General features: G+C 56.9%; 12 protein-coding genes. 3 read left to right on the top strand and 9 right to left on the bottom strand.

From position 1 onward, the window contains the following. Position 1: 1 nt before the first annotated feature. From OVA03_RS12530 to OVA03_RS12520, 3 genes are all read right to left on the bottom strand, one after another. Positions 2-1,759: an ATP-binding protein gene (locus OVA03_RS12530; protein WP_267525094.1), complete on the bottom strand. Its 1,758-nt coding sequence runs from the start codon at positions 1,757-1,759 to the stop codon at positions 2-4. 57 nt (positions 1,760-1,816) lie between these two features. Next, positions 1,817-3,688: a M1 family metallopeptidase gene (locus tag OVA03_RS12525; protein WP_267525093.1), complete on the bottom strand. Its 1,872-nt coding sequence runs from the start codon at positions 3,686-3,688 to the stop codon at positions 1,817-1,819. A gap of 288 nt (positions 3,689-3,976) precedes the next feature. Beyond that, positions 3,977-5,893 carry a DEAD/DEAH box helicase gene (locus OVA03_RS12520; RefSeq protein WP_267525091.1) on the bottom strand — a complete coding sequence of 639 codons (1,917 nt, stop codon included), beginning with the start codon at positions 5,891-5,893 and terminating at the stop codon, positions 3,977-3,979. 555 nt (positions 5,894-6,448) lie between these two features. Between OVA03_RS12520 and OVA03_RS12515 the strand changes: the two genes are divergently transcribed. Beyond that, on the top strand, positions 6,449-6,910 hold the full coding sequence (locus OVA03_RS12515; protein ID WP_267525090.1) for a PilZ domain-containing protein: 462 nt from the start codon (positions 6,449-6,451) through the stop codon (positions 6,908-6,910). Between the two features lie 31 nt (positions 6,911-6,941). Here the strand turns inward: OVA03_RS12515 and serA are convergent, their stop codons facing one another. After that, positions 6,942-8,891: a phosphoglycerate dehydrogenase gene (gene serA, locus OVA03_RS17055; RefSeq protein ID WP_267525088.1), complete on the bottom strand. Its 1,950-nt coding sequence runs from the start codon at positions 8,889-8,891 to the stop codon at positions 6,942-6,944. Between the two features lie 252 nt (positions 8,892-9,143). Here serA and OVA03_RS12505 point away from each other — a divergent pair, with 252 nt between their 5' ends. Together OVA03_RS12505 and OVA03_RS12500 are read left to right on the top strand one after the other, a co-directional pair. Beyond that, entirely contained in the window at positions 9,144-10,046 is a 903-nt protein-coding gene (locus OVA03_RS12505) for an Hsp33 family molecular chaperone (RefSeq protein ID WP_267525086.1), read from the top strand. Between the two features lie 148 nt (positions 10,047-10,194). Then, positions 10,195-11,193: an aspartyl protease family protein gene (locus OVA03_RS12500; protein WP_267525084.1), complete on the top strand. Its 999-nt coding sequence runs from the start codon at positions 10,195-10,197 to the stop codon at positions 11,191-11,193. 52 nt (positions 11,194-11,245) lie between these two features. Here OVA03_RS12500 and phoB read toward each other — a convergent pair whose 3' ends face one another. The 5 genes from phoB to pstC all read right to left on the bottom strand — a co-directional run bounded on the left by phoB (position 11,246) and on the right by pstC (position 16,413). Beyond that, positions 11,246-11,935, bottom strand: coding sequence for a phosphate regulon transcriptional regulator PhoB (phoB, locus tag OVA03_RS12495; protein ID WP_189484692.1), 690 nt, complete (start codon positions 11,933-11,935; stop codon positions 11,246-11,248). Between the two features lie 125 nt (positions 11,936-12,060). Then, positions 12,061-12,753, bottom strand: a complete 693-nt coding sequence (gene phoU / locus OVA03_RS12490) for a phosphate signaling complex protein PhoU (protein ID WP_267525082.1) — start codon at positions 12,751-12,753, stop codon at positions 12,061-12,063. A gap of 66 nt (positions 12,754-12,819) precedes the next feature. Further along, complete coding sequence (pstB, locus tag OVA03_RS12485) at positions 12,820-13,593, bottom strand: phosphate ABC transporter ATP-binding protein PstB (RefSeq protein WP_324291049.1); 774 nt, start codon at positions 13,591-13,593, stop codon at positions 12,820-12,822. 68 nt (positions 13,594-13,661) lie between these two features. After that, the gene (gene pstA, locus OVA03_RS12480) at positions 13,662-14,990 is read right to left on the bottom strand and encodes a phosphate ABC transporter permease PstA (RefSeq protein WP_267525080.1); all 1,329 of its coding nucleotides are present in this window, start codon (positions 14,988-14,990) and stop codon (positions 13,662-13,664) included. Further along, a complete protein-coding gene (pstC, locus tag OVA03_RS12475) occupies positions 14,983-16,413 on the bottom strand; it encodes a phosphate ABC transporter permease subunit PstC (protein ID WP_267525077.1) in 1,431 nt (476 codons plus the stop codon). The genes pstA and pstC overlap by 8 nt, the downstream gene beginning before the upstream one ends. Positions 16,414-16,457: the final 44 nt, after the last annotated feature.

Raw genomic sequence — 16,457 nt, 5'->3', positions numbered from 1 at the left:
TTTACGCCGCCGCCCGCAGCGGATTGATCCGCGATTTGGCAATCAGCGTGTTGATCAGCAAATCCGGGTCGATCGGCTTAGCGAGGAAATCCTCTACCCCGGCCTCGGCCCAGGCTTTTTGGTGATGCTCCATGGCATTGGCGGTTAAGGCCACAATCGGCGTATCCTGATTGGGGCCGTCCTGATTACGGATCAGTTTCGTCGCCTCGATACCGCCCATGACCGGCATCTGCATATCCATAAGGATAATGTCAAAGGCTTCCGAGCGGCACAGATCAACCGCCTGCTGACCGTTTTCAGCCATCACCCAGCGCCAGCCGAGAGGCTGCACAAACAACGACACAATCCGGCGGTTGACCTCATGGTCATCGACAATCAGGATGGTGCGCGGCCCCTCTGCGGGTGCCTCATCAACCTCATCCGCATCAAAGCCCTCCGGCATGTCGATCGCCGTCAGCAGCAGACTGTCATACGGCAGGCTAAGTGAAAAACACGACCCATGGCCAAGGCTGGAGCGCACCGAAATATCACCTCCCATAAGCTGGGCCAGTTTGCGCGAAATCGCCAGCCCCAGACCGGTTCCGCCATAACGGCGCGTCGTCCCGGCATCGGCCTGTTCGAAGCTTGAGAAAATACGCTCCAACTGATCGCCCGCGATGCCAATGCCCTGATCCTCGACATCAAAACGCAGTTCATTATGTCCTTGCGCATCTGACATACGATAGACCCGCACAATGATCAGCCCCTTGGCAGTGAACTTGACGGCGTTGGACAGGAGATTAAACAATATCTGACGCAGCCGCAGAGGATCGATCATGATCTGAGACGGCAAATCATCCTCTATCTCAAGCACCAACCGCACATTCTTGGCCTGAGCCTGCGGCGACCACAGTTGACCGACGCCCGCGACCAGATCCTTAAGGTCAATCGCCGCCCGCTCAATCGACATCTTACCCGCTTCGATTTTCGAGATATCGAGCACATCATTCAGCAGACCCATCAGAACCTCAGAGGCATTGCTGAGCATTTTGACGTGGTCACTTTGTTCTTCATTCAGCGGGGTGCGCTTCAGCAAATTGGCCGCCGACAGCACAGCGTTCATAGGCGTGCGGATTTCGTGGGTGATAACCGCCAGAAAATTAGTCTTGGCGGCACTCTCATTCTCCGCCAGCTTTCGGGCTTCCTGTGCCTCGTCCTTGGCCACCTTAAGATCCAGCAGGCTCTGATTGTTCTGACGCACCGCCCAGGCCAGATTGCCCAGAAATACGAACGTGCCGACATTGACGATAAACAGGGTGAATGAGTTGTGCCCCGGTTCGATCACCGCTGTCACCGACGGCAGGAACAGCAGATAAAGCGCGTGCGGCAACAGACCCGCAAACAGGTAGCTGCGGCGGTTATAGAGTTGCAGGGTCACATGCAGCAAAGCGCCGCAGATCGAAATAACCGCGAAAATCCGGCCCTCTTCGCCGCCAAAAATCCACGTATAGGCGGCCATGGCGGAAAAAATCAGGGTGCTTAAGGCAATCGCGATAATAAACTTGGCTTCGTCGCCCTGTTTTTTCGGATTTTTCAGCGCGGCCTTAAACAGATTATTGTCGATAATCTGAGAGGCGAAATAGACCAGAAACCACACAACCGGCCAGATGGAGGGCTCCAGCAACATGGCTGTGCCGCCCAGAAACGCCGCCAAACCCAAGCGGGTCTTTAATCCCTTGACGCGGGATTGGGCAATTCCGATAAAAATAGCATCGCGCATGGGCAGTTAGGTCCGAAGCTTAAACCGCGACCCTAACCCAAAACCTTTAAAAGAGTTTTAGTTTACGACCTTATCGACGCTGGCACGGGTAACTTCGTGGTAACCGGCCCTCGCGTCAGTATAGACCCGACGCGCCATAGCCTGCCCCCAGCCCGGCTGATCCATCAGATCGCGGTACAGCGGCGTAATGAATTTGCGCCGTCCCTGCGAGGTCAGGAAGGTTTCAAGTACTGGCATGGCCGGTTCGTAATGATGGGCAATCGCCAGTTTCAGCCAAAGGAACAGGATTTCGGAATTATGGCTGGCTGAGAATTTAAACGCCTCATCAAGGCTTACCATCTGCGCTACCGTCAGGGTCTCCGGCATCTGATTGAGGAACCTTTGCCATTCCTGCGTCGTCCAGTCCTTGGTCTGTAATTCAGCCGGTGCCGTACCGCCGATAAAGGCCGCCGCTTGCGCATCGACCTTATCGAACGCATCGGATTTCGGGACAATAATATTGGCGGGCAGGCCCGGATCATAGATCCATGCCCGCACATTGATCTTGTCTTCCAGCGCCTTGTCGCCCTTGAGCAGATTTTCGCGCAGGTCTTCGATAAACGCCTCAGATGTCATGCTCTGGAAGGCATAGCGGTTGAAATAGCCCTTCAGGTAAGCATCAAACCGGCGGCGCCCCACGGCGTCCTCAATCACCCGCAAGAACGAGGCCCCCTTTTCATAAGGGATTTCCGAAAACCCGTCGTCGGGATGCTTACCCTTGAGGTCGATATAAAGGGCCGTCAATTCCGGATGCTTATCATCCATATAGCCCTTCACCGTATCCTGAAGGTCTTTATAGCCTAACGTGCGCAGCATGGCGGCGCGGTCCTTGCCATAAAGCTCTTCCATGATGCGGTTTTCAAAATAGACCGTAAAGCCTTCGTTGAGCCAGAAATCATTCCAGGTGGCATTAGTCACCAGATTGCCCGACCACGAATGAGCCAGTTCGTGGGCGACCAGAGATACCAGTGAGCGATCCCCCGCAAGGATCGTCGGCGTGGCAAAGGTCAGGCGCGGGTTTTCCATGCCGCCATAAGGAAACGACGGTGGCAGAACCAGAATATCATAGCGTCCCCAGCGATAAGGCCCGTAAAGTTTCTCGGCGGCCCCAACCATTTTTTCGACATCGACAAACTCATCAGCGGCGGCCTCGACGGTGACTTTTTCGGCATAGACACCGGTGCGCTTACCTAATGGCCGGAAATCAATCTCGCCCACAGCAATCGCGATCAGATAAGGCGGGATGGCTTCGTCCATCTTGAAACGATAGGCTTTTTTACCCGGCGCATCGATGACATCTTCGCCTTCGGGCGTCAGCATATCGGCGCTCATCACGGCCTTGAGCGCCCGCGGGGTCACGATGCGGGCACTGTAGGTCTGGCGAATGGCGGGGCTGTCCTGCGTCGGCAGCCAGGACCGGGTCAGGATGGCCTGCCCTTGCGAAAACAGGAACGGCTGCTGCTTGCCCGCCGTTTGAGACGGTGCCAGCCACTGCAGGGCTTCGGTCTTAGCGGTCGTCTCATAACGCACGATGATCTTTTGCGCACCCTGCGGCAGCTCAATCGTCAGCGGGGCCCCCAGAACGGGATCAGCCTTACCGAGCGCATATTTCAGCGGCGCACCAGCGGCATCGGTGACACCCAGAATGTTCAGCGCCTTGGTATCGAGGATGACCTGACGGGCATCAGGCTCGGTCTCAAGCGACAGCGCGGCTGTGCCGGACAACACCTTACGGTCAAAATCGGCTGTCAGATCCAGATCGACATGGCGCACCCGCGCCTCAAGCGGTTTGGCGTAGGAATGATAATCCACCGCCTTGGCGGCAATCGCCAGAGGGGCAGCGCTGCCCTCGTCCGGTTTGGGTGAGCAGGCCGCGACAACGAACAGCATGGCCAACGCCATCCCAATGCCCGCCCCAACGCCTGCAAGGATTCGCGCATAGCAACTACCGGCGTTCATTCGATCTGTGACCCGCATAAAAATCAAAACCCCATCAAGGCCGCATTAAACGAAAAATAAGCTCATCACACAACTGTGAAAATAATGAAAAAGCCCGTGACATGATATGCCACGGGCTTTTCTTAGTCGGTTTTAGCGATATGCCGAAACAAAGTTCGGCGAAGCCAAAAGTGTGAGCGGTTTTCGGCTATAATATCGCGATCAAGCAAAACTCAGATTTTAGCTGGCTTGTTTCTGGCGGCGCTTGAATTGAGCCCCATCCGCACGATTTACCTTGGGTTCCGCAACGGCTGGTGCCGGGCCACGCTTGGCGCCATCACGACCTTTGTAGGCGTGGGGATCGCGGGCCTTATGGCCGTCAGCGCTCTCCGTGCGCTTACGGTCAAACGGCTTTTTGGCACCAAAGGACTTTTTATCCCCGAACGGCTTCTTGTCACCAAACGGGATTTTGGCACCATCATTGCGGTTACCATCGGCCTTAGCATAGGGACGCTTGCCCTCATCGCGGCGCTCCGAACGCTCACCGGCAGGACGTTCAAACGCGGGGCGTTCAAAGGCAGGGCGCTCAGATGTTGCGCGCTCAGCACGGGATGCATCCGACGATTCGTCAAAACGCTTTTTGGCGTAAGAGTCGCGATCAAAAGGCTTCTTGTCACCGAATGGCTTTTTCGCACCAAAGGGTTTTTTGTCGCCGTACTTGCGTTCACTGAAGGACTTCTTTTCGGTGAAGTCGCGCTTAGGGGCAGAAGCTTCACGCTCGGCCGCCATCGGATCGAAAGCCGCCGGACGCTCAGCGCGCTCAGGACGGCCCCCGTCACGCGTACCTTCACGCATGTCGCGGCGCTCATTGCGGCCCGGACGGTTGCGCTGACGCTTTTGAACACGCTCGGCATCGCCGTCGATGTGACGGGCAACAGCAATACGCTCAGGCGTTTTCGGCTTTTCGGTGTTGCCCGACGCCAGAATGGCTTCGTCCAGCAGCTTCAAAGCCTGATCCTTACGACGGTCAAACGACGGGATGCGCTGGCGAGTTACGCGCTCGATATCTTTCAGGAACTTACGCTCATCATCGGCGCACAAAGTAATCGAGATACCCGACTTGCCGGCACGGGCGGTACGGCCAATGCGGTGGACATAGGCTTCGGCCACGTAAGGTAGCTCAAAATTGATGACGTGGGTCACGCCGTCAACGTCGATACCGCGAGCCGCAATATCCGTGGCGACCAGCGCGCGGACACGGCCATCACGGAAAGCCTGAAGGGCGCGCTCGCGCTGGCCTTGATTTTTGTCACCGTGAATGGCGGCGGCTTCGATCCCACCGGCTTGCAGATAGGCGGTCACGCGATCAGCCGAACGCTTGGTACGCGTAAAGACCAGCGTGCGGGTCAGGGCGTCTTCGGCATAAAGCTCAGACAACAGGGCGCGCTTTCGCAGTTGTTCAACGAAGATGACCTGTTGCGTCACGCGCTCAGCCGTGGTGGCTTCGGGAGCGATTTCGACCCGCTTAGGATCGGTCAGCAGTTCGTTGACCAGACCGACGATTTCCTTCGGCATGGTCGCCGAGAAGAACAGGTTCTGGCGCTTATGCGGCAGCTTGGCGGCGATCTGGCGGATTGGCTTGACAAAGCCCAGATCCAGCATCTGGTCGGCTTCGTCGAGGACCAGGAATTCAACCCCGCGCAGGTCAACCGTCTTTTGGTCCAGATGGTCAATCAGACGGCCCGGTGTCGCCACCAGAATATCAAGGCCGTTCAGCAGGGCCTTATATTGCGGGCCGTACTTCACGCCGCCAAAAATAGTCGCGATCTGAAGACCCATACCGCGCGAATAGGTCTTAAAGCTTTCGGCGATTTGCGTCGCCAGTTCGCGGGTCGGCGACAACACCAGCACGCGCACGGTGCGCGGGGCCGGAATGATGCGGTTGGTGAGGATGTGGTGCAGGATCGGCAGGGCAAACGCCGCCGTCTTACCTGTACCCGTCTGGGCGATACCCAGCAAATCATGGCCCTTAAGGACGATCGGGATCGATTGCGCCTGAATAGGGGTCGGGTTGATGTAGCCTTCTTTTTCAAGGGTCATCAACAGGGACGACGTCAGGCCAAGGTCTTTAAAAGTGGTGGAATTAATAGTGCTCACGGAGAGACAACGCTTTCTGGGGTGAGGCCGCTTAGAAGTCTCACGCACAAGCGCAGACACGCAAACAGCCCTGCCCGCGCCTGTAATGTTTAAGGCCGGGCGGTTTATGGGCGAGGCTCCGCGTGTCACGAGCCATCGTATTTTTTGATTGTGACCGCCATTAACATGGCGATAAGGTTATAAGTCTGTCAGGCGATACGGCACACACAAACATGTGGTGTAATTTTAAAAAGCCTTACCTCACGCGGCCTGACAAATAGATTTCGCGGATGCGAAGACGCTCACATGAGGCATACCGCAGGAAATGTCAAGAGGTACTGTTGTAATGACATTTTTCTAAAAAACGTGATCACTGACGGCTTTGGACACGGTTTGTAAAGAAACCCGGATTAAGGTGCACCGCAACAGGGCAAGGTATTCTCTTGCCAAACGCTGGTTACATGATCCGCCCAAATCAGGCTCAGGGTCGCGAACGCAGCGCAGTAAGCTTAAAAAATCAGTATATTAAGGCGTTGCGTTCAGTCCCCTGTTCGTTTCAACGAGGTGCAATCTATCATGGCCACACCGTCTGGTCCCGTCTCTTCTCTACATCGCGCCGGCGCCCCGGTCGCGTCACCCAAGGTCGAAATCATTCAGCCCTATGAAATGTTCACCAACCGCCGGAACGAACCGCGATTTGAGTGTAACGACCGTGGCTGTCTGCTGTTTTTGAACAGCCAGCAAACCATTCACTGTACTATCCTTGACCAGTCGGCCTCCGGCGCGCAGGTTCTGTTTGAAGAGATCGGCGAAATCCCGGCCGAAGTCTGGCTGATCGATCTGGATGCGCATATTCTGCGGCGAGGGCGGTCGGTCTGGACCATGGCGCATAAGATGGGTCTGAAATTCGACTTCATCGAAAAACTGACGCCGGGCAAGATGCCTTCACCTAAAGTACCCCGCGCGGTCTATGAGATGTGGCAAAGACTGAACCAACCCGCCCCCCCGAAAGACGACGACACTTTCTTTTTGGATTAAAAAAAGGCCTCCCGATCGGGAGGCCTTTTTATCAGGTCAACGACCGGAACTTCAAAGTGCCAGTTACGGCCTTGAGTTCTTCCAGCGCTTCTTTTGAATAGCCGCGATCGACATCGACAATCACATAGCCCAGAGACTCATTGGTCTTCAGGTGCTGAGCCAGAATGTTAAGGTTATACTTGGCGATGATGTTGTTGATCGCCGCCATAACCCCCGGCACGTTCTGATGGATATGCAGGAAGCGGTGACGGCCTTCGACTTCGGACAACTGCACGTTTGGCATATTGACCGAGAAGGTCGTATCGCCCCGGTTCAGGAAATTCAGCAGGCGCTCAGAGGCAAACTCCCCGATCGCTTCCTGCGCTTCCTCGGTCGAACCGCCGATATGCGGCGTCAGGATCAGGTTCTTGATGCCGGTCAGCGGGCTTACAAACGGGTCGTCATTGGTGCGCGGCTCCTCAGGGAAAACATCGACCGCCGCCCCGTAAATCTTGCCCGATTTCAGCGCCGCCGCCAGCGCCTCAATATCGACCACATGACCGCGCGACAGGTTGATAAACAACGCGCCGTCCTTCATCTTGGCAAATTGCGTGGCCCCCATCAGGTTCTTGTTTTCGGCCCGGCCATCGACGTGGATGCTTAAGACATCGGCCTCAGACAGCAGGGCATCCAGCGAGCGATAGCGGCGCGCATTGCCGAGCGTCAGCTTTTCCGCGACATCATAATAGATGACCCGCATCCCGAACGCTTCGGCCAGGATCGACAACTGTGAACCGATGGCGCCGTAGCCGATGATGCCGATCGTTTTATTGCGGACTTCATGGGCGCCGGTCGCAGACTTATCCCACTTGCCAGTGTGCATCTGGATCGACTTATCGTAGATATTGCGGGTCAGGATGACGGTCAGGCCCATGACCATTTCAACCACAGAGCGGGTGTTGGAATAGGGGGCGTTAAAGACCGCAACACCCTTTTTCGAGCAGCCCTTAAGGTCGATCTGATTGGTGCCGATGCAGAACGCCCCAACCGCCAGCAGCTTATCGGCGGCATCGAGCACCTTTTGCGTCACGGTGGTCTTGGAGCGGATGCCTAAGATATGCACGCCCTGAATGGCGGCGATCAGGTCATCTTCATCGAGCGCACCTTTAACGGTCGTGACGTCATATCCTTCTTCGCGGAAAGCCTGAATGGCGGTCGGGTGGACGTTTTCGAGCAGCAGCACCTTAAGGCGCGAGCGTGGGAAGGAATAGCGGCCTTCAAAGCCTTCGTTATGCAGCACCTCATCGAACGACACGACGACCTGCGCGGCTTCAATGCCGTGGGTGGCCTGCACGACCTTTTCGCGCTTTACGTTCTCCACAAAAGCATAAAATCGATCGGCTGCCCCGCCCTTATAGACCTCAAAATCGGTCCAGCCATCGCCGACCATGACCACAGGCCCGGTGATGTCCCAGCCTTGCAGGGCCACAACCTTACCGCCGTCTTTGGACAGGGGATTGCCCTGATCAACGCTCGCCGCGATACCGTCATCGCCGAACACCAGACGGTTGGCGAGAATATGCTCAGGCCGGATGCCATACTCGGCCACCACGGGGGCGATAAAGTCATGGAAACCGCCAGAAATAATGCGGAACTTGCCCGGATGGCGCAGGAAGGCTTCTTTGTTGCGGGCGACCGAGGCACTGACCAGCCCTTTAAGGGTTTCGACCAGACCCGCCAGATCCTCCACCGTCGGCTTTAGAATCTGAACGCGGCGTTGCAAGGCTTCGGCGAATGAGATTTCCCCCGACATGGCCAGATCGGTCAGATCCTTAATCGCCGTAATGTCGGTCAGACGGGCCGGATCGGAAGAAAACAACTGCTCGGCCAGTATATCCAGCGCCTCAACCTGAGTGAAGGTTGAGTCAAAATCCAGAACTATGGTCGGCAGAACCGCCGCCTGAATTTTGTCAACTATCGGATTTTCAAGAATTGTGGTCATAACAATTGTACTCACAAAGGGCCGTTACATGCGGCGCGAGACAGACATCAGCATGGCAATATCATGTTGATTTTCGCCTGCGCAAATAGGACAAAACCCCCCGCAAAACAACCGCCCTTAGTGATTAATACGTGCCGCCCCCTCTTTTTTTGGCAAAACCCTTGATTATCTATGCCGTTCCGTTTCAAGACTTAGCCAAATTCCCTAAATTCGACGCTGCGTTTGCGCAGTGGCTCCATAAGATCAGGTTTCATGAGTAACGACACCCCACCCTATCAGGACTTTTCCGCCCGATTTATTATCGATACCTTGCCGGTCCATGGCCGCGTCGTGCGTTTGGGCGACAGCCTGAACACTATCCTGAGCGCTCATAACTATCCCGATGAAATCGCCCATCTGGTGTCCGAAGCCTGCGCGCTGGCGGTGCTGGTCGGCTCGGCGCTGAAGTTCGAGGGCCGCCTGATCATGCAGGCGCAAGGCGAAGGCTGTGTGCGCTATGTCGTGGCCGATTACGATACCCGCGGGGGCTTGCGCGCGTTCTGCCGCTACGATGAGGATGAACTGAAAGAACTGATTGCCGCCAATGCCACGGAGTTCACCAGTCTGGGGGCCCGCGCCTTAATCGGTAAGGGGACGTTTATCATGACGCTCGATCCCGACGGCCAAATGGATCGCTATCAGGGGGTGACCCCGATTGAGGGCGACAGTTTGTCCCTTTGTGCGGAACATTATTTCGCCCAGTCCGAACAAATCCCGACCCAGATCAAGCTGGCCGTATCGCGCGAAGACTCAGGCGTTGGCCCGGTCTGGCGCGCCGGTGGCGCTATGATTCAGGCCATTGCCGGTGACCTTAGCCGCGGCGAAACCCGCGAAGCTTTCGACCATATCCGCGCCCTGTTTGCCACCCTGGGCGAAGATGAACTGACCGATTTTTCGCTGGAGACTGAGCGCCTGCTGTACCGCCTGTTCCATGAGGACGGGGTGCGGCTGTCGACCTTTAAGGAGGTCTACCAGCAATGCCGCTGCTCGCAGGCGCGGGTGGAAAGTCTGGTGCAATCCTTCTCTCCCGAAGAACAGAACGACATGATCGAGCCGGACGGCAAGGTGCATATCACCTGCGAATACTGCTCGACAACCTATTTTATCGATCCGTAACCAGAGCGTTTTCCCATCAAATGGAATCATTTGATGGATAGATAAGCGCGACCATATAAACCTCTTGCAATTGCGGCAAATGCCGTCCCGTATTAAACTGTGTGCAGCCCGTATATAAAAACGGGGGCCTACAGGGGCGGTGAACACTATGGCGGATTTCAATTCGCATCTGACGCGCCGACGGCTCGTTCAGACCGGTGCGGTGGCGAGCGCGCTGGCCGCCTCAACTTGTGTCAGACAACAGGCCTTCGGACAGAGCACAGATACCGACCCGGAGATGGATGAGGCCCGGCTTGCGGCACGCTCCACCTTCGCCAACCAGTTGACGCTGGCTGTGCAGATCAATGAGACCGGCCCCTATCAGTTTGTGGTCGATACGGCGGCCGAGCAAACCGTGCTTGCCGATGACGTCGCCAGCCGCTTAGGCCTTCGTGCCGGGCGCATGGTTATTATGCGCGGCCTTAGCCATAGCGTGCCCGCCCAAACCGTAAATGTGAAAAAGCTGGCGCTGGGGCCGTTCACCCACAAAGACCTTAACCTGCCGGTCTTGCCCAAGACATTGCTGGGAGCGGACGGGTACTTAGGCCTCGATATCATCAGCAACAGCCGCATCACCTTCGATTTTGGCAAACGCAACATCCGCATTGAGCGGCCGCGATTTTCGCCCCAGCGCATATATTCACCGCGCACGGCGCGCATCCAGGCCACGGGGTCCGCCGGACGCCTGCGCATTACCGACTGTCGGGTAGACGGGGTTATCGCCGCCGCCATCATCGACAGCGGCGCAGAACTGTCTATGGGCAATATAGCACTCAGAAACGCTTTGGTAGCGCGACATGGCCACAGGCCCGATCTGGGGCCGGTCGTTCTGACCGGGGTAACCGGCGGTGACATCACAGGCCGACTAATGCCGATCAACCGCATACGCATGCAGGACCTCATCTTCAGCGACTGCGCGGTGGCGATTGCCGAAATTTCCCTGTTTGAAAGCTGGAGCCTCAGCCAGAAACCGGCCCTGCTGGTCGGCATGGATTTTCTGCGTCAGTTCAGGGCAGTGTCTATCGACTTCCGCGCCCAGGAAATACGATTTGAACTGGCGACGGCCCCGCCCAACCCAAAGCCGGTAGTGGAAATCGTACGCGCTTAGGGGTTAGTTAAGCGCATCCCAAAAACCGCTGTACACTTTTTGGGATGCGCTTTTAGGCCTGCAAATCCAGCGAGTAACCCGCCGAACGCACCGTGCGGATCAGGTCTTTTTCAGCACCATCATTCAGGGCTTTGCGCAGACGACCGATATGGACGTCAACCGTGCGGGCCTCGACATAGACATCATTGCCCCAGACGGCATCCAGAAGCTGCTCCCGCGAAAAGACACGCTTGGGGTGCTGCATCAGGTAATCGAGCAGGCGGTATTCGGTCGGCCCCAGATGGACATCACGGCCCCCGCGCTGAACGCGGTGCGACAGACGGTCAACCGAGATTTCACCGAACTGGACGCGGTCTTCGCTGAGACCGGGGCGAATACGGCGCAGCACCGCCCGGATGCGCGCGATCAGTTCAACCATCGAAAACGGCTTGACCACATAGTCATCGGCGCCGGTATCGAGGCCGCGGATACGGTCGCTTTCTTCGGAACGGGCGGTCAGCATGACGATGGGCAGATTGCGCGTTTCGGTCTGGGCGCGCAGGCGGCGGCAGACCTCGATGCCCGACACCTTCGGCATCATCCAGTCGCACACCAGAAGATCAGGCATACGCTCTTCGATCATCATCAGGGCTTCGTCGCCATCGACGGCCTGCGCGACCTCATAACCTTCTTTTTCAAGATTATATTGCAAAAGCGTCGATAAAGCGTCTTCGTCTTCGGCAATAATGATGTAGGGCTTCATACTTTTAATTCCGTCATCAGATACAAATCCGGAAATATTTCGCCGGGCCGCCCCAAGAAATATTTTCACCGTTTAACCCGGTGAAGGTACACTGAGGCGTTAGCCGAGGGACTTTCACCGGATGGTTATGGTTCCATAGTCGTGAGTTTGGGGCGTTCGTTCATGTAGTCTTCGCCGGTCACCTCGTAGTGGATGTGCTCGGCCATATTGGTGGCATGGTCGCCGATGCGTTCCAGATTCTTGGCCATGAACAGGACGTGCGTGCAGGCCGAAATGGTGCGCGGATCGCCCATCATGTAGGTCAGAAGTTCGCGGAACATGGCGTTGTAGTGTTCATCGACTTCAGTATCCGACGACCAGACGGCCTGGGCTATATCCAGCTTTGAGCCCTTATAGGCATCCAGGACATCACGCAGACGCGACGACACCAGCTTGCCCATACGCTCGATCGAGCGGGTCAGGCCCGACATCGGCTCGGACTCGGAAATAACCAGTGAGCGCTTGGCGATATTCTTGGCCAGATCGCCGGTGCGCTCCAAGGACGTGGCGATCTTCATGGCGGCGACAGTCCGTCGCAGATCGGACGCCATCGGCTGACGCAGCGCAATCAGGCGGATGGCCTTGCGCTCAATGTCTTTTTCCAGTTCATCAAGGCGCTGATCGCGCTGAATGACGCTCTGGGCCAGGGCGACATCGCGGCGGGCGACGGCTTCGACGGCATCAGCCACCTGAGCCTCAGCCAGCCCCCCCATAAGGATGACCTCAGCCGACAATTGATCCAGTTCTTCGCCATAGGTCTTAACGGTATGCGGGTTCATGTCTCACTCCTTGACCAAAGCGCATTCCCAAAAGTGGGGCCGGTTTTGGGATATAAATGCGCGCTCTTAACCAAAACGCCCAGTAATGTAATCCTGAGTGCGTTGGTCTTTAGGATTGGTAAAGATATCTTCGGTGTTACCAACCTCGACCAAATTGCCGAGATGGAAGAAGGCGGTCTTTTGCGACACCCGGGCTGCCTGAGCCATTGAGTGGGTAACGATGACAATGCAAAACTGCTGACGCAACTCATCGATCAGTTCCTCGATCTTGGCCGTCGCAATCGGGTCAAGCGCCGAACAGGGTTCATCCATCAGGATGACCTCGGGGCCGACCGCAATAGCGCGGGCAATCACCAGACGCTGCTGCTGGCCGCCGGACAGGCCGGTGCCCTGCTGGTGCAGGCGATCAGAGACTTCGTTCCACAGCGACGCTTTTTTGAGCGAGCTTTCGACGATGTGATCCATCTCTTCTTTCGAGGTCGCCAGGCCATGAATTTTCGGGCCGTAGGCGACGTTCTCATAGATGGTCTTAGGGAACGGGTTCGGCTTCTGGAACACCATGCCGACACGAGCGCGCAGGACCACCGGATCGACCTTACGGTCGTTCAGGTCTTCGCCGTCAAGCAGGATAGTGCCGTCAACACGGGCGCTGGGGATGGTGTCGTTCATGCGGTTGAGACAACGCAGGAAGGTCGACTTACCGCAACCCGACGGGCCGATAAAGGCGGTCACCGACTTATCAAGGATATCGATGTCGATACCGTGCAGGGCCTGCTTGTCACCATAGTGAACCTTAACGTCACGGGCGACGAACTTCGGGGTTGTAGCGGTCGTGGTCATGGACGGGTCTCTGGGTTTACCGATGGACGTATCAGGGGCGTAAAGCGGGCGCGTATAGAGTTTCATGATTACCACCGTCTTTCAAAGCGACGACGCAGCAGGATCGCCGCCAGGTTCATGATGATCATGAATACCAAAAGCACGATGATGGCCGCCGCCGTTCGTTCGTGGAAGGCGCGCTCAGAGGCGTTTTCCCAGATAAAGATCTGAACCGGCAAAACCGAGGCGGCTGAGGTGACACTTTCCGGCAGACCCGGCACAAAGGAGATCATGCCGATCATCAGAAGCGGCGCGGTTTCCCCCAGAGCGTGGGCCAGAGAAATAATGGTGCCGGTCATGATGCCCGGCATGGCCAGTGGCAGCACATGGTGGAACACGGCCTGAGTCTTTGACGCGCCAATACCGAGCGCGGCTTCGCGGATCGACGGCGGCACGGCGCGCAGGGATGAGCGGGTGGCGATAATCACGGTCGGCAGAGCCATCAGCGCCAGCACCACACCGCCGACCAGCGGCGATGAGCGCGGCATACCCAGCCAGTTGATAAACACCGCCAAGCCCAAAAGACCATAAACAATCGACGGCACGGCCGCCAGGTTGTTGATATTGACCTCGATCAGGGCCGTCCAGCGGTTCTTGGGCGCAAACTCTTCAAGGAACAGCGCCGCTCCGACACCGATCGGAATGGCCAGCACCGCCGTCACCAGCAGCATCATGGCCGAGCCCATGATCGCCCCCAGAAGCCCCGCCAGTTCCGGCTGGGTCGAGTCGGTATTGGTGAACAGATAGGTGTTGAAATGGCTGGTGACCAAGCCCTTGCTTTTCAGAGCGTCCATCCACACCATTTGCTGATCGGAAACATTGCGATCCGCCTCAACGACGTCGCGCGTGATTTCACCCTTATAGTAAAGGTCGGCATTGGCGGCGATCGGTGACGTCAGGCTGATTTTCTGACCCAGCAGCTTTGGATTGTCACGCAGGGCCTCCAGCGCCTTAAAGCCCAGATCCGGCGACAGGATTTCTTTATATTCGCCTGATGTCGTGCCGTATTCATCATCACTCACGCCCATCTTCGCCATGACCTGTTCCGTGATCATCTGGTCGTAATTGGCGCCCATGATATCGGTCGGGTCAATACGGTTGGGGTCGAGATAGACCTCGGTCGTGATCGAATGGGTGACAAAGGCGGTGTAGCCCTGATGGATGATGCGCTCCAGCAGTATGCCGAGGAACAGCACCGCCACGGATACCGCCAGTATGCCATAGGCGCGAAAGCGCAGCTCGGCCGCGTGGCGCGATTTCAGGCGCTTCGCCACCTTTGTCTTAAGATCTGGGGTCTTCAGGTCGGGCTGTGCCGCCGCGCGCGTTTCAGCCAGAGATGATTGAGCGGAATCAGTCATATTGTTCCTGATATTTCTGGACGATGCGCTGAGCGATCAGGTTAAGAGCAAGGGTCACGGCAAACAGGGTCAGACCCAGACCAAAGGCAGCAAGTGTCTTGGGGCTGTCGAATTCCTGATCGCCGGTCAGAAGCGTGACGATCTGCACGGTGACGGTCGTGACGGTATCAAGCGGATTAAGCGTGGTCTTGGCCTGTAAACCAGCGGCCATGGTCACGATCATGGTTTCCCCGACCGCCCGCGACACTGCCAGCAGCATGGCACCTGAGATACCCGGCAAGGCGGCAGGCAGAACGACTTTCTTGATCGTCTCAGAGCGCGTCGCCCCCATGGCCAGCGACCCGTCGCGTAAGGATTGCGGCACCGAGTTGATAATGTCATCGGACAGGGACGACACAAACGGGATCAGCATGATGCCCATGACCACACCGGCCACCAGCGCCATCTGGTTTTGCACGTTCATCAGATATTCGCCCATCGGCGTACCCGGCATGAACGCGCCCAGCCAGTTGAAAAACTCACGAAAGCTCGGCCCGACCACAAGCGCGGCAAAAAAGCCGTAGACCACGGTCGGCACGCCGGCCAGAATTTCCAGCACCGGCTTGATCCAGGCGCGCATGAACGGTGAGGCATATTCCGACAAATAAATGGCCGAATAGAGCCCGACCGGTGCGGCCACACACATCGCAATGATCATGATCAGGAAGGTGCCGACAAACAACGGCACAGCCCCAAACCCGCCGGAGGAGCCGACCTGATCGGCGCGCATGGCGATCTGCGGCGACCAATGGGTGCCAAACAGGAAATCAAGCGGCGATACCGACTGAAAGAAGCGCAAGGATTCCCACAACAGCGACAGGATGATCCCCAGGGTGGTGAGGATCGCTACAACCGAACAGGCGACCAGAAAAGCCGACACCCAGCGCTCGACACTATTGCGGGCCCGAAACTGCGGCGACAGGCGACTGTAGGCAAAGGCGGCCCCCGCCAGTGCCAACACAACCGTCAGGGCATAGGCCCCAAGCGTGATGGTGTTATCAACGCTTTTGGCCTGAGCGACCTTATGGTCAAAAGCGGCTTTCAGTTCGCCGTCATAAACCGTGGTGCTGGCCATGCCGCCGTTTACAGTGGCGCGCACATCCTGAAAGAACAGGCCCTGATTAAGCTCCGGCAATTGCTGAACGGCGGCGGGCACATCAGCCTGCACGATCGCGTTTTCAACCCGCCCGCCAAACACGACCAGAACAAACAGGATCAGGGCCGCCGGGATAAAACTCCAGATCGCCACAAACCAGCCTGAAAAGGCAGGCAGCGAATGACCGCGCACGCCTTGGGCCGCCGCCTTACGCCGCGCCAGTGACCGGCCAAACATAAAGCTGGCGACTGAGAAAACGATCAGCGCGAGAAAGAGATAGCCGGTCATAAACTGGGAAACCCTGAAATTGCGTATGCCGGACTTACACCCGG

Source organism: Asticcacaulis sp. SL142 (assembly GCF_026625745.1).
GTDB lineage: Bacteria > Pseudomonadota > Alphaproteobacteria > Caulobacterales > Caulobacteraceae > Asticcacaulis.
This window is presented reverse-complemented; position numbering and strand designations above follow the sequence as displayed.

Bases quoted from the DNA above. Each gene is read 5' to 3' on its own strand.
- OVA03_RS12525 (WP_267525093.1), bottom strand. From the start codon at position 3,688: ATGCTGTTCGTTGTCGCGGCCTGCTCACCCAAACCGGACGAGGGCAGC.
- serA (WP_267525088.1), bottom strand. From the start codon at position 8,891: ATGACCACAATTCTTGAAAATCCGATAGTTGACAAAATTCAGGCGGCG.
- phoU (WP_267525082.1), bottom strand. From the start codon at position 12,753: ATGAACCCGCATACCGTTAAGACCTATGGCGAAGAACTGGATCAATTG.
- OVA03_RS12505 (WP_267525086.1), top strand. From the start codon at position 9,144: ATGAGTAACGACACCCCACCCTATCAGGACTTTTCCGCCCGATTTATT.
- pstA (WP_267525080.1), bottom strand. From the start codon at position 14,990: ATGACTGATTCCGCTCAATCATCTCTGGCTGAAACGCGCGCGGCGGCA.
- pstB (WP_324291049.1), bottom strand. From the start codon at position 13,593: ATGACCACGACCGCTACAACCCCGAAGTTCGTCGCCCGTGACGTTAAG.
- pstC (WP_267525077.1), bottom strand. From the start codon at position 16,413: ATGACCGGCTATCTCTTTCTCGCGCTGATCGTTTTCTCAGTCGCCAGC.
- OVA03_RS12530 (WP_267525094.1), bottom strand. From the start codon at position 1,759: ATGCGCGATGCTATTTTTATCGGAATTGCCCAATCCCGCGTCAAGGGA.
- OVA03_RS12515 (WP_267525090.1), top strand. From the start codon at position 6,449: ATGGCCACACCGTCTGGTCCCGTCTCTTCTCTACATCGCGCCGGCGCC.
- phoB (WP_189484692.1), bottom strand. From the start codon at position 11,935: ATGAAGCCCTACATCATTATTGCCGAAGACGAAGACGCTTTATCGACG.
- OVA03_RS12500 (WP_267525084.1), top strand. From the start codon at position 10,195: ATGGCGGATTTCAATTCGCATCTGACGCGCCGACGGCTCGTTCAGACC.